This is a genomic window from Kitasatospora sp. NPDC056800, from assembly GCF_042789775.1.
Taxonomy (GTDB): domain Bacteria; phylum Actinomycetota; class Actinomycetes; order Streptomycetales; family Streptomycetaceae; genus Kitasatospora.
This window is the reverse complement of record NZ_JBHUAL010000078.1, coordinates 1-12477: the sequence shown is the minus strand read 5'-3', so window position 1 is coordinate 12477 and position 12477 is coordinate 1. Positions and strand designations below refer to the sequence as shown.

Genomic DNA, 12477 nt, shown 5'->3' with positions numbered 1-12477 from the left:
GACGGCGGGATCACGGCCACCCACCGGTTCGACCGACCGGCCCGCTCCGCCGCGCCCTACCGGGGGTCGAGCCCCGCCGAGCGGGCGGCTTCGCGCAGCAGGTCCCGGAGCATCGCGGTGGTCAGCCGGCCGGTGTTCGTGTTGCGCGGGCTCACGTGGTAGCAGCCGTACATCCGCAGGTCCGGTCCGCCGTCGCGGGCCGGGAAGGCGGCCACGGCGGCGTGGCCGAAGGCGGGGCGGGGGCGGGGGAGCTGCCAGCCGGCGTCCGCGATCACCGGCAGCATCGCCTGCCAGGCGAAGCCGCCGAGGGCGACGACGGTGCGTACGGTGGGGCGCATCAGCTCCAGCTCCCGGGTGATCCAGGGGCGGCAGGTGTCGCGTTCCGCGGTGCTGGGCTTGTTGTCCGGCGGGGCGCAGCGGACCGGGTCGGTGATCCGGACGCCGGACAGTTCCAGGCCGTCGCCGTAGCGGACGGACTCGGGGCGGTTGGCGAGCCCGAGCTCGTACAGGGCGGCGTAGAGCAGGTCGCCGGAGGGGTCGCCGGTGAAGATCCGGCCGGTGCGGTTGGCGCCGTGGGCGGCGGGGGCGAGGCCGACCAGGACGAGCGGGGCGTCCGGCGGGCCGAAGCCGGGGATCGGACGGGCCCAGTAGTCCTGGTCCTGGTAGGCGCGGCGCTTGGTGCGGGCGGTCTCCTCGCGCCACGCGACCAGGCGCGGGCAGGCCCGGCAGCCGGTGACGACGCGGTCCAGCGCGGCGAGTCCGGCGGCCCGGGCGGCCGCCTCGGCGGGGTGCCGGGGGTGCTCGGGGTCGTCGGAGGCCTGGTCGGAGGCCGGATCGGAGGCCGGATCGGACGCCAGGTGGGAGGGCTCGTCGGCGGGGGAGGAGGGTGCGGCCTCGGTCGGCATGGTCAAGATCCTAGGGGGAGCGGGACGTTCGTACCGGCGTCGTCCGGGCAGGCGTAGCGTGGAATCAGTTGCTCCGGCGGTCCCCGGCCGGTCCGGGTCGGCGGCGGCCGGAGACGCCGGTGTGCGCGCAGCGCGCCGGTCGCGAGGAGGCCGCGATGATCGTCGATGCGGTGCTGGGTGCGCTCGGGGGGCTGGCCGGGCTCGGGGTGATCTGTGCGGGCCTGAGCATCAGGGTCGTCCAGCAGTTCCAGAAGGGCGTGGTGTTCCGTTTCGGGAAGGTGCGCGACGAGGTGCGCGAGCCCGGGCTGGTGGCGCTGATGCCGGTCGCGGACCGGCTGCGCAGGGTGAACGTGCAGATCGTGACGATGCCGATCCCGGCGCAGGAGGGCATCACCCGGGACAACGTGACCGTGCGGGTGGACGCGGTGGTCTACTACCGGGTGGTGGACCCGGTGAAGGCCACCGTCAACGTGCAGGACTACAACTTCGCGATCTCCCAGGTCGCGCAGACCTCGCTGCGCTCGATCATCGGCAAGAGCGAGCTGGACGACCTGCTGGCCAACCGGGAACCGATCAACCAGGGGCTGGAGTTGATGATCGACAGCCCGGCGCTGGGCTGGGGCATCGAGATCGACCGGGTGGAGATCAAGGACGTCGCGCTGCCGGAGTCGATGAAGCGCTCGATCGCGCGGCAGGCGGAGGCCGAGCGGGAGCGGCGGGCCCGGATCATCACGGCGGACGGCGAGTACCAGGCCTCGCAGCGGCTGTCGGACGCCGCGGCCGTGATGAGCGCGACTCCGGCCGCGCTGCAACTGCGGCTGTTGCAGACCGTGGTGGAGGTGGCGGCGGAGAAGAACTCGACGCTGGTGCTGCCCTTCCCGGTGGAGCTGCTGCGCTTCCTGGACAGTGCCACGGAGGTCCAGCAGCGGAACCTGCTGACGGCGGCGGCGGTCGCGGCCGGGGCGAAGGCCGTGGAGGAGGCGGTGGAGAGCGGCGAGATCCCGGAGGAGGGGCTGGAGCCGGAGCCACCCAGGCATGAACTCCCGCCCCTGGAAGAGGTGTTGGAGCAGTCGCCGCTGGACCGACCGGAGTCGCCGGACGGCCGGGCCGGGCGCGGCGGCCCCGCCGGGTCGGACGGAGCGGAGTGAGCGGGTCGGCCCCGGTGGCGTCGGCCATCCGCCCGGACCACGATGGACGAGGGGAACGGGAAGCCAGGTCAGGAGGCGGACCATGACCAGAGCCAGCGACATCATGCACCCGGGCGCGGAGTGCATCCGTGAGCACGAGACGCTCGCGGCCGCCGCCCGGATCATGCGGGAGCGCCATGTGGGCGCCCTGCCGATCTGCGGGCCGGGCGACAAGCTGCTGGGGATCGTGACCGACCGCGACATCGTGCTGCGCTGCGTCGCCGAGGACCGCGACCCGGCGTCGGTGACGGCGGGCGAGCTGGCGCAGGGGCGGCCGATGACGGTGGAGGCGGACGAGGACTGCGAGCAGGTGCTGCGGGTGATGGAGCAGTACCAGGTGCGCCGGCTGCCGGTGATCAACCACCCGGAGCACAAGCTGGTCGGCATGATCAGCGAGGCGGACATCGCGCGCGGCCTGCCGCAGGCGCGGGTCGCCGAGTTCGTCTCGGCGGTCTGTGCGGAGGAGGCGCCCGCGGGGGCGGCCCAGGGCTGACGCCGGCCGCGCGTACGCGGGCCGCGGCCCCCGCCGACGGACGGGCGGGGGCCGCAGTCGTGCCGGTCCGGTCATCCCAGGGCGTAGACGGAGGTGGCGTGGGCGGCGGGGCCCCGGTGCCGTCGGTGCTCTCCGTGCCCTCGGCGACCTCGGCGTTCTCGGGGGTGTTGGCGCGGTCTCAGGAGGCGGGGGCGGCCAGGGTGTCGAGGTGGCGGCGCAGCACCGCGCGCAGCTCGTCGGGGCCGACCAGGTCGGGGTGCTGGACGGCCTGGAGGGTGAGGCCGTCCAGCAGGGCGGAGAGCCGGCGGGTTTCGAGGTCGAGGTCGAGGCCGGGGGCCAGGCCGCCGGCGCGTCGGGACTCGGCGAGGACGCGTCGGACCAGGTCGTCGAGGCCGGTCTGCATCTCGACGGCGCGGGGCCGCAGGTCGGGCCGGGTGCGGGCGGCGGTGACGAAGGAGAGCCAGAGCGCGGACTCCTCCCGGCGCCCGGCGTCCAGCGGGAGGGTTTCGGCGAGCAGCCGGACGGTCCGTTCGCGCCGGTCGGTGCCGGCGGCGGCCGGGTCGAGCAGGGCGGCGGCGTGGGCGCGGATGCGGGCCTCGATCCGCCGGGCCAGCTCGCGCATCGCGAAGATCATCAGCTCGGAGCTGCCGGCGAAGTAGTGCCGCACCGAGCCGACGGCCAGTCCGGCCTCCTCGGCGACGTTGCGCAGGGAGGCGTGCTCCAGTCCCTCCCGGGCCGCGACGCGCAGGACGGCGTCGGCGACGGCCTGGCGGCGTTCGGCGGGGTCGACGATCTTCGGCATGTTGCCGTTATAGCACGAGCGAGCTAAATTGCTGATTTAGCACGGTCGAGCTACAAAAATTCGGGGAGGCAGGAATGAACGGCTGGGTGCACGCGGGGCTGATCGCCGTCGTGGTCGTGGTGGTGGTGATCCGGCGGCTGCGCGGCGAACCGCTCAACGCCCGGGACCTCATCGCGCCGCCGGTGGTGCTCACCGCCCTCGGCGTGTGGGCGCTCGCCCAGAAGCACGGGCTCGGCGCGGCCGACTACGGCTGGATCGCGGCGGGCGCCGGGCTCGGCGTCGCGCTGGGGGCGGTGCGCGGCGCCACCATCCGGGTCTACGAGCGGGAGGGCGTGCTGTGGCAGCGCTACACCGGGCGGACCTTCCTGGTCGCGGCGGTGTCGCTGGCCCTGATGGCCGGCTTCGCCGCGCTCGCCGCGCACTTCGGCCTGGCCGCGGACGCCCGTCCGATCCAGCTGTCGATCGGGGTGGGCTTCCTGGGGGAGGCGCTGGTGGTGGGCTTCCGGGCGCTCTCCTCGGGCACGCCGTTCGCGCCGGAGAAGCGGGGTGCGAGCCCGCTGGACCGGTTCGGCCGGTAACTATGGTTGTCGTGGACGAGGTCGTTAACTACAGTTGTCACCATGACGACCGTGGAGATCACTCCGGAGGAGCGGGCCGCGCTGGCGAAGGCCCTCCTCGACGCGCTCGACCCCCTCGCCGCCGCCGTGCGCGCCCGCGCGACGGGCCTGCCCGCGGAACGGATGTGGAACGCCGAGCCGGTCGAGGTCGCGCTCTCCGTCCTGTCCGCCTGGAAGCTGGTGGACGCCGAGGTCAAGCTGCTCACCGCGGGCGCGGCCGCCACCGCGGGTTCCTACGGCGCCAGTTACGAGCAGCTCGGTGCCGCCTGGGGCATCACCCGGCAGGGCGCCCGGAAGAAGTGGCCGGAGGCCGTCAGTCGTCCGGCGGCGCGGCCCGGGCTGCTCGAACTGTTCGGCGGAACAGCCGAGTTGGCGGAGGACGAGACCTCCGGCGGCTGGCGCTGGACGGCCACCGGCGCGGACGGCGCCACCGGTGGGGCGGCGGCCGGCCACCGGACCAGGGAGGAGGCCGCGGCCCACGCCGGGGCCTTCCTCGCGGCGCACCGTCAGGACTGATCCCGCAGCTCCCGGGCGATCAGCTCCGCGAGGTGCAGGGCCCGCCGCCCGTCCGCGAGTTGGGCGATCTGGGTGCGGCAGCTGAAGCCGTCCGCCAGGACCACCGCCTGCGGCCCGGCGGCCCGGAGCCCGGGCAGCAGCACCCGCTCCGCGATGGCCTCGGACACCTCGAAGTGGCCCCGCTCGAAGCCGAAGTTGCCCGCCAGGCCGCAGCAACCGGCCTCCAGCACGCGGTTGTTCAGGCCGAGCCGGGCCTCCAGCCGGCGGTCGGCGGCGCTGCCGAGCACCGCGTGCTGGTGGCAGTGGGTCTGGGTGACGGCGTCCAGTGGGATCCGGGGGAGCGGGGCGTCCGGGGCGAACTCGTCGAGGAACTCGGCGAAGGTGCGGGTGCGGTCGGCGAGCGGTCGGCCCTCCGCGCCGAGCAGCCGGGGCAGTTCCTCGCGCAGAGTCGCGGTGCAGCTGGGGTCCAGGCCGATCACGGGGGTGTCTGCCTGGACCCCGCCCGCTCCCGTTTCGGCTCCGTCCAGTGCCCGCAGGCTGCGCCGCAGCACCCTTCGTGCGGTGCCGAGTTGGCCGGTGGAGTACCAGGTGAGGCCGCAGCAGACCGGGCCCGGGGGCAGCCGGACGTCGAAGCCCAGGTGCTCCAGCACCTCGACGGCCGAGCGCGGCACGTTCGGCTGGAGGCGGTCGGAGAAGGTGTCCGGCCACAGCAGCACCGGCCGGGCGCCCGCCGGGGCCGGGTGGGTGGCGCGGTGCCGCCGGTACCACGCGGTGAAGGTCTCCGGCGGGAGGACCGGCAGCACCCGGCGCCGGTCGATCCCGCCGAGCCGCTTGAGCAGCCCCCCGGCCCGGGAGCGGGCGAGGGTGTTGGCGGCCCCGGGCGCGAGCGAGGCGGCCCGCAGCCAGAGCGGCAGCCAGCCCATCGAGTAGTGCGCGAGCGGGCGCGGCCGGTGCCGGTAGTGCTGGTACAGGAACTCGGACTTGTAGGTCGCCATGTCGACGTGGACGGGGCAGTCGCTCGCGCAGCCCTTGCAGCTCAGGCAGAGGTCCAGCGCCTCCCGCACCTCCTCCGAGCGCCAGCCGTCCGGGATCGCGTCCCCCCGCAGCATCTCGGCGAGCAGCCGGGCCCGCCCCCGGGTGGAGTGCCGCTCCTCGCCGGTGGCCAGGTAGCTCGGGCACATCACCCCGCTGCCCGGGGCCACGCACTTGGCGACGCCCACGCAGCGGTGCACCGCCTTCACCAGGCTGCTGCCGTCCTGCTCGTACGGGAGGGCCAGCGGCAGCGTGCGGCGCGGGGCCGTGACGAAGCGCAGGTCGGCGTCGAGCGGGCGCGGGTCGACCAGCGCGCCCGGGTTGAGCAGGTTCTCCGGGTCCCAGATCCGCTTGAACTCCCCGAACAGGCCGATGATTTCGGGCGGGTACATGCGCGGCAGCAGCTCCGAGCGGGCCTGGCCGTCGCCGTGCTCGCCGGAGAGCGAACCGCCGTACGAGACCGCCAGATCGGCCGCCTGCTCCAGGAACTCCCGGAAGACCAGCACCCCTTGGGGCTCGTCCAGCGGGAAGTCGATCCGCAGGTGCACGCAGCCGTCGCCGAAGTGCCCGTACGGGACGCCGTGCAGGCTGTGCCGGCGCAACAGGGCGCGCAGGGCCCGCAGGTAGTCGCCGAGCCGCTCGGGCGGGACGGCGGAGTCCTCCCAGCCGGGCCAGGCCTCGCCGCCGCCGGGCAGCCGGGTGACGATCCCCGCGCCCGCCTCCCGGACGGCCCACAGCTGGCGCTGCTCGACCGGGTCGGTGACCAGGGCGACAGCGGCCGAGCGCTCGCGCTTCACCGCGTCGGCGAGCCGGCGGGCGGCCTGGTAGGCGGCCAGCGGGGTGTCGCCGCCGGTCTCCAGGAACAGCCAGCACTCGCCGGCGGGCAGCCGGTCCAGCGCGGGCGGGCGGGGCCCGGCGGCGAGCAGCGCGGCGATCAGGTCGGCCGCCATGCCCTCGGCGGTCAGCGGACCGTACGGCAGCAGCGCCGGGACGGCGTCGGCGGCGGCGCCCTCGTCGGGGTAGCCGGCCACCACCAGGGCCCGGGCCGGCGGGTCCTCGACCAGGCGGACGGTGGCGCCGAGCAGCAGCGCGCAGGTGCCCTCGGTGCCGGTGAGCGCCCGGGCCAGGTCGTGGCCCCGCTCGGGCAGCAGCGCGTCCAGCGGGTAGCCGGAGGTGCGGCGGGGCAGCTGCGGCACGCCCTGCCGGATGGCGGCGAGGTTGCGGTCGGTGAACTCCTGCAGCCCGGTGTGGAGTTGGCCGACCCGCCCGGGCAGCGCGGCGAGCGCGGCGCGCTCCGCGGGGGTGAGCCGCCCGCCGACGGTCAGCTCGGTGCCGTCCGCGAGCAGCAGCTCCAGCCGCTCGACGTTGTCGGCGGTGCGCCCCCAGGCGAGCGAGTGGGAGCCGCAGGAGTCGTTGCCGATCATGCCGCCGAGGGTGCACCGGCTGTGCGTGGACGGGTCGGGCCCGAAGCGCAGCCCGTACGGCCTGGCGGCGCGCTGGAGGTCGTCCAGCACGGTGCCGGGCTGGACGCGCGCGGTGCGGGCCCCCGGGTCGACCTCCAGCACCGCGCCGAGGTGGCGGCGGAAGTCCAGCACCACCGCGCCCGGGCCGATCGCCTGCCCGCCGATGCTCGTCCCGGCCCCGCGCGCCACCACCGGCACCCGGTGGGCGCGGCAGAGCGCCAGCGCGGTGCGCACGTCGTCGAGGTCGGCCGGCTTGACCACGCCGAGCGGCAACTGCCGGTAGTTGGAGGCGTCCTGGCTGTAGACGGTGCGCTCGGCGGCGCCGAAGCGGACCTCGCCGCGCAGCACGGCGGCCAGCTCACGGGCCAACTCGGCCCCGGGGACGGCGGACGGACGGCTCACCAGGACCTCCCAGGAGTACGGCTCCGCCGATGATCGCAGCCGCGCCGCCGCACCGGTACCGGGCGCGGCGCCCGGCTCACCCGGGTGGGGGTGCCCCGGCTACTTCCGCCCGGTGAGCGTGCCGCGCGCGATGTGGGAGAGCTTGGCCACCTCGAAGGCCGGGTACGCGCCGCCCGCCAGCAGCGAGAACTTGATCCCCTCGCGGCCGCCCGGCCGGCGGTGGCCGGGCGGCTGGAAGCGGCGGTGGTGCTCGGCGGCGCGGTGGAAGAACTGCGGCCGCTCGGCGCGGGTGACGCAGCCGGCCAGGTCGAAGACGAACAGGTAGTGCCGGATCATCCGGACGAACAGCGCCTCGCGCACCGCGTACAGGTGCGGCTGGTCCTCCAGCAGGGCGAAGCTGCGCTCGTACTGCTCGAACAGGTCGAAGACGCTGCTGCCCGGGCCGCCCGCCGGGTGGACGGTCTCCCGGCGGCGGAGCTGGACGCACTCGCGGGCCAGCACGGCGGCCGTCCGGGCGCCGAGCAGCGCCGCGTGCGCCACCGGGACCTCCTCGTAGCGGCCGGGAGGGAAGGCCAGGCCCAGCTCGGCCCAGTGGCCGCGGCGGACCAGCCGGTCCCAGGCCAGCGGCGGCGCGCCGAACAGCGCGGGCCGGTCGAAGGGGGCGAACGGCTCGGGCCCGGCCTCGGCGAGCAGCGCCTCGGCCCCGCCCGGCCAGTCCCGGTCCTGGTGCCGGCGGGAGTGGCCGAACAGCAGCACGTCCACCGGGCCGGTCTGCCGGAGCCGGTCGGCGAGCGTGCGCAGCGCGTCCCGGGGCAGCAGGTGGTCGGCGTCCAGGAACAGCAGGTACTCGCCGGTGGCCCGCGCCGCGCCCGCGTTCCGGCTCGCCCCGACCCCGACCGCGGCGTTCAGGTGCAGCACCGACACCTGCGGGTGCCGGGCGGCGTACGCGTCGGCGAGCCCGCCCGCGGTCTCGGGGGAGCGGTCGGCGACCACGATCACCTCGACGTCGGCCAGGGACTGGGCGAGCAGCGAGTCCAGGCAGTCGGCGAGCTGTTCGTGCTGGTCGTAGGCGGGGAGCACGACGCTGATCAGGGGTGAGGGCATGACGCCGGAGCGTAAGAGGGCTCGCGAACCGTGGCAAAGCCCTGACGGTCCGTAATTCCGATCAATCAGTGGCAAACCGTACGAGTGTGCGCCAGATCTTCACGCCGCCTTCCGGACGTGTCCACGCCCGGCCCGGGTCCCGGCCCGGCTTCCGACCTGGGGTGATGCGCGCCGGGGCCCGCAGCGCGCGGTGCGTCGCGGGCCCTCGGCGGCCGATCGGGGGTCGGCCTAGTACCAGTGGTGGGACTGCCAGAACGACCAGGCGGCGCAGGGGCTGCCGTAGCGGGTGTTCATGTAGTTCAGGCCCCACTTGATCTGGGTGGCCGGGTTGGTGCGCCAGTCGGCGCCCGCGGAGGCCATCTTGGAGCCGGGCAGGGCCTGGACCAGGCCGTAGGCGCCGGAGGAGGCGTTCACCGCGAGGGGGTTCCAGCTGCTCTCGCGGAACACGATGTTGCTGAAGCACTGGAGCTGGCCGGCCGGGACGATCTGCGCGGCGATCTGCTGCGGGGTGCCGGAGTAGGCGGCCGGGGCGCTGTTCAGGTCCTGGCGCTCCTGGGAGCGGGAGGCGGCGGCCTCGGCGTCGGCCTTGGCCTTGGCGTCCGCCTGGGCCTGTGCCTCGGCCTGGGCCTGGGCGGCGGTGTCCGCCTCGGCCTTGGCCTGGGCCTCCTGGGCGGCCTGCTCGGCGGTGCCGGAGGCAGCGGTGTCGGCCTGGCCCTGCTCGGCGACCAGCGTGCCGTCCACTGACACGGCGGCCACGGGGGCGGCCTCGGTGCCGTTCCCGGCCTGCGGGATGGCGAGGGCCGCGGTGGCGGCGCTCGCGACCACGAGGGTGGCGACGCCGGTGATCAGGGAGTTGCGGCGGGCATGGCTGAGCTGCATGGGGCGGACGATCCTTCTCCGTCGGGGGCCGTGCCGGTGGCACCGGGGGCGGGGCATCGCGTGGGCTCCGGGTGAGCGGGGCCCGTGCGGCCGCCCTGGACGGCCGTGGCGCCCCGACGGAAACGGCGGGGCGGGCGGGCTGCGCGGCGGCGGGGGGTGGTCGGCTGCGCTGTCTGGCGACGGGCCATTCTTGGCAGGGCCGGGGACGGGTGGCAAAGGCGTTCGCTACTACGCAGGGTCGTGGCTGAGGGGTGGCCGGAGCGGGGCCCGGTGGTTGATTTGGATAGATTTGTCCGAATCGCCCCTCTGGAGGTAGTGACCCCGGGGTGGCGGTGGATCGCACCGCCGGCAGGTGCGGTGGCCTGTGTTCTTCAGGCGGATCGCGGTCGCGGGCGGCCCGGTCGGGGCGGCTCGACGGCGCCGGGGGCGGTGCTGCGGGGAGCGCGTCCACTATCGGGGATCGTGGATGGCGATCCCGCTGTGGGCGGGCTCACACGCCGACGGGCGCGGCGTCGACGCGGAGTGAGCGGCCGGTGACGGCTCCGGGGGGTCGCGCACGGGATTCCCCCGGAGCGGGCCGTGAGGTTCGGTGCGTGATCGCCCCGGGTCCTCCGCACCCGGAACCCCTCATTGCCGTGTTCCTGCCAGATCCGACCGGCAAGGGCGGACCCCTCCTATCGCGCCGCCCGTCGGGCCACTCTCGGTCTTCCCCCACCTGCAAGGAGGATCTGATGAAGCGTCAACTCGGCAGGTTCGTCTGCCTGCTGGCCGGCCTGGTGCTCGGCGCCGGAGCGCTCGTGCTGCCCGCCGCCGCCTCACCCGAGCCGTCGCCGAGCGTGGTCGGCGGCACGCGGGCGGCGCAGGGCGAGTTCCCGTTCGTGGTGCGGCTCTCGATGGGCTGCGGCGGCGCGCTCTACACCTCGCAGATCGTGCTCACCGCCGCCCACTGCGTCGACGGCACCGGCGCCGACAGCAGCATCACCGCCACCGCGGGGGCGGTCGACCTGAACAGCGGCAGCGCGGTCAAGGTCCGCTCCTCGTACGTGTACCAGTCGCCCGCCTTCACCGGCGCCGAGAACGGCGACGACTGGGCGCTGATCAAGCTGGCCTCGCCGGTGACCGGCGGCCAGGTCAGCACCCTGCCGATCGCCACCTCCACCGCCTACGACAGCGGCACCTTCACCATCATGGGGTGGGGCGCCGCGCGCGAGGGCGGCGGCCAGCAGCGGTACCTGCTCAAGGCGACCGTGCCGTTCGTCGACGACGCCACCTGCGCCCGCGCCTACCCGGGGCTGAACGCGGCCGGCTCGCTCTGCGCGGGCTACGTCTCCCAGGGCGGCGTCGACACCTGCCAGGGTGACTCCGGCGGCCCGATGGTCCGGCAGGACGCGGCGGGCCGCTGGGTCCAGGTCGGCATCGTCAGCTGGGGCAACGGCTGCGCCCGCGCGGGCTACCCGGGCGTCTACACCCAGGTGAGCACCTACGCGGCCGACATCGCCGCGGCGGCGGCCGGCCTCTGATCCGACCCGGCGGGTCCCCAGGCCGACCCGGAAGGTCACTGATCCGACCCGGCAGGGCCGGTCGAAGCGGTACGGCAGGGCCGGTCACCACACCCGCAGGTGGTGGCCGGTCCTGCCGTTCCGTGGCGGACCGGGGACGGCCGTGCCCGGGGAGCCTCACCCGAGCAGCCACTCCTCGGCCCGCCGTCGCTCCCGGGCGATGCGGCCGGCGGCGTGCGGGGGCAGCCGGGTGAGCAGGGCGACGGCGGCGTCGGTGCGGCCGGCGAGGGCGTGGGCGCCGGCGAGGCGGGCGGTGACCAGGGCGTGGTCGCGCGGGCGGGCGGCCGGGTCGAGGAGCCGCAGGGCGGCCTCCAGCCAGGCCGCCGCGGTGCGGGCGTGGCCGGCGCGGCCGGTGCGGACGGCGAGGTCCCGGTGGCAGGTGCCGTGCGCGACGGCCAGGACCAGGTCGGCGCGGTCCGCCCAGGGTGTCGGTTCGCCGGTGCGCAGCGCGGTGTCGGTCAGCCGCCGGGCCTCCGCCAGGGTCCGGCGCACCAGCGGGGCCCGGCCGGCCAGCGCGTGGGCGTGGGCCTGGGCGACGGCGGTCCAGGCCCGCAGCCCCGGCAGGGGAGGCGCGGTGGTCCGGGCGGCCTCGGCCAGGGCGAGCGCGGTGGCCGGGTCGCCGTGCCACCAGTACAGGGTGCTCTGCCGGGCGAGCAGCGCGGCCGCGGTGATCCGGTCGCCGGTCGCGCGTGCCCACTCCAGCCCGGTGGCGTACCAGCTGAGCGCGCGGGCATGGCGGTCGCCCTCGAAGTGGGCCCAGCCGGCGAGTTCGGCGTACTGGGCGGCGAGCGAGCGGTCGGCGGCGGGGTGCTCGCGCGGGTCGGGGTACTGGTGCGGGTCGGGGTGCGGCCGGCCGAGCAGGGTGTGGGCGTGGTGCTCCAGGACGGTGGCCAGTTCCTCGCCGCCGATCCGGCCCGCGGCGGCGCGGTAGACGGCGAGCAGCTGGGCGAGCACCTCGACGGTGGCGGCGTCCGGCGGGCCGGTGGCGGTGGCGTCGAGCGGTGGCCGGGTGGCGGCGGCGCGTTCGCCGAGGTGTTCGCGCTCCTGCTGGACGGCCTGCCAGAGGTCCGCCAACTCGCCGTCGGCGCGCAGGAGTTCGTCGGCCCGGGCGGGCATTCCGGGCGGTGGCCAGCGGTGGGCGTTCTCCACCCGGCTGATCAGCGAGTCGTGGTAGCCGAGCAGCCGGCCGAACTCGGCCTGGCTGAGGCCGCGGGCCTCGCGCCAGTGGCGCAGCCGGCGGCCGAAGCGCAGGCGCGCGGACCCGGGTCCCGTGCGGGGCGGCGGCGGAGGCGGCTGAGGTGGTGGCGGCGGGGGTGGCGTGGGGGCGGGTAGGGACGGCACGGGGTCTCCCGGAGGGGGCGGGGGGAGCGCTCGTGGGGGAGCGCCCGGCCCTGGTATCCCCGTTGACGTGCCTTGGTCAAACTGGACGGGCGGTGCGCTGCGGTGCCGGGCGGTGCGCTGCGCCGGGCAAAACGGCGCCGGGCAGAACGGCGCCGGGCCCGGGAGCCTCCGCATCGG

Annotated in this window: 11 protein-coding genes; 5 read left to right on the top strand and 6 right to left on the bottom strand. The window is 75.9% G+C overall.

Going from position 1 to position 12477, the window contains the following annotated elements; all coding sequences use genetic code 11:
* Positions 1–56 precede the first annotated feature (56 nt).
* Positions 57–905, bottom strand: coding sequence for a uracil-DNA glycosylase (locus tag ACFRQN_RS18965; protein ID WP_380741257.1), 849 nt, complete (start codon positions 903–905; stop codon positions 57–59).
* Positions 906–1060: 155 nt separating this feature from the next.
* Between ACFRQN_RS18965 and ACFRQN_RS18960 the strand changes: the two genes are divergently transcribed.
* Together ACFRQN_RS18960 and ACFRQN_RS18955 are read left to right on the top strand one after the other, a co-directional pair.
* Entirely contained in the window at positions 1061–2053 is a 993-nt protein-coding gene (locus ACFRQN_RS18960) for a slipin family protein (RefSeq protein ID WP_380741256.1), read from the top strand.
* Between the two features lie 82 nt (positions 2054–2135).
* Entirely contained in the window at positions 2136–2585 is a 450-nt protein-coding gene (locus tag ACFRQN_RS18955; RefSeq protein WP_049657806.1) for a CBS domain-containing protein, read from the top strand.
* A 178-nt stretch (positions 2586–2763) separates the two neighbouring features.
* Here ACFRQN_RS18955 and ACFRQN_RS18950 read toward each other — a convergent pair whose 3' ends face one another.
* A complete protein-coding gene (locus ACFRQN_RS18950; RefSeq protein ID WP_380741255.1) occupies positions 2764–3387 on the bottom strand; it encodes a TetR/AcrR family transcriptional regulator in 624 nt (207 codons plus the stop codon).
* Positions 3388–3461: 74 nt separating this feature from the next.
* Between ACFRQN_RS18950 and ACFRQN_RS18945 the strand changes: the two genes are divergently transcribed.
* A complete protein-coding gene (locus ACFRQN_RS18945; RefSeq protein ID WP_380741254.1) occupies positions 3462–3965 on the top strand; it encodes a DUF1453 domain-containing protein in 504 nt (167 codons plus the stop codon).
* 42 nt (positions 3966–4007) lie between these two features.
* On the top strand, positions 4008–4520 hold the full coding sequence (locus tag ACFRQN_RS18940) for a hypothetical protein (RefSeq protein ID WP_380741253.1): 513 nt from the start codon (positions 4008–4010) through the stop codon (positions 4518–4520).
* Here ACFRQN_RS18940 and ACFRQN_RS18935 read toward each other — a convergent pair.
* The 3 genes from ACFRQN_RS18935 to ACFRQN_RS18925 all read right to left on the bottom strand — a co-directional run bounded on the left by ACFRQN_RS18935 (position 4511) and on the right by ACFRQN_RS18925 (position 9400).
* The gene (locus ACFRQN_RS18935; protein ID WP_380741252.1) at positions 4511–7417 is read right to left on the bottom strand and encodes an FAD-binding and (Fe-S)-binding domain-containing protein; all 2907 of its coding nucleotides are present in this window, start codon (positions 7415–7417) and stop codon (positions 4511–4513) included. The genes ACFRQN_RS18940 and ACFRQN_RS18935 overlap by 10 nt on opposite strands.
* 99 nt (positions 7418–7516) lie before the next feature.
* Positions 7517–8521 carry a glycosyltransferase family 2 protein gene (locus tag ACFRQN_RS18930; protein ID WP_074005185.1) on the bottom strand — a complete coding sequence of 335 codons (1005 nt, stop codon included), beginning with the start codon at positions 8519–8521 and terminating at the stop codon, positions 7517–7519.
* 228 nt (positions 8522–8749) lie between these two features.
* Positions 8750–9400 carry a transglycosylase SLT domain-containing protein gene (locus ACFRQN_RS18925; RefSeq protein WP_380741251.1) on the bottom strand — a complete coding sequence of 217 codons (651 nt, stop codon included), beginning with the start codon at positions 9398–9400 and terminating at the stop codon, positions 8750–8752.
* 731 nt (positions 9401–10131) lie between these two features.
* Between ACFRQN_RS18925 and ACFRQN_RS18920 the strand changes: the two genes are divergently transcribed.
* Positions 10132–10920, top strand: coding sequence for a S1 family peptidase (locus ACFRQN_RS18920; protein WP_380741250.1), 789 nt, complete (start codon positions 10132–10134; stop codon positions 10918–10920).
* A gap of 156 nt (positions 10921–11076) precedes the next feature.
* Here ACFRQN_RS18920 and ACFRQN_RS18915 read toward each other — a convergent pair whose 3' ends face one another.
* Positions 11077–12300: a helix-turn-helix domain-containing protein gene (locus tag ACFRQN_RS18915; RefSeq protein WP_380741249.1), complete on the bottom strand. Its 1224-nt coding sequence runs from the start codon at positions 12298–12300 to the stop codon at positions 11077–11079.
* Positions 12301–12477 lie beyond the last annotated feature (177 nt).

Coding starts and splice junctions, on each gene's coding strand:
- ACFRQN_RS18965 (WP_380741257.1), bottom strand. CDS start 905: ATGCCGACCGAGGCCGCACCCTCCTCCCCCGCCGACGAGCCCTCCCAC.
- ACFRQN_RS18960 (WP_380741256.1), top strand. CDS start 1,061: ATGATCGTCGATGCGGTGCTGGGTGCGCTCGGGGGGCTGGCCGGGCTC.
- ACFRQN_RS18955 (WP_049657806.1), top strand. CDS start 2,136: ATGACCAGAGCCAGCGACATCATGCACCCGGGCGCGGAGTGCATCCGT.
- ACFRQN_RS18950 (WP_380741255.1), bottom strand. CDS start 3,387: ATGCCGAAGATCGTCGACCCCGCCGAACGCCGCCAGGCCGTCGCCGAC.
- ACFRQN_RS18945 (WP_380741254.1), top strand. CDS start 3,462: ATGAACGGCTGGGTGCACGCGGGGCTGATCGCCGTCGTGGTCGTGGTG.
- ACFRQN_RS18940 (WP_380741253.1), top strand. CDS start 4,008: ATGACGACCGTGGAGATCACTCCGGAGGAGCGGGCCGCGCTGGCGAAG.
- ACFRQN_RS18930 (WP_074005185.1), bottom strand. CDS start 8,521: ATGCCCTCACCCCTGATCAGCGTCGTGCTCCCCGCCTACGACCAGCAC.
- ACFRQN_RS18925 (WP_380741251.1), bottom strand. CDS start 9,400: ATGCAGCTCAGCCATGCCCGCCGCAACTCCCTGATCACCGGCGTCGCC.
- ACFRQN_RS18920 (WP_380741250.1), top strand. CDS start 10,132: ATGAAGCGTCAACTCGGCAGGTTCGTCTGCCTGCTGGCCGGCCTGGTG.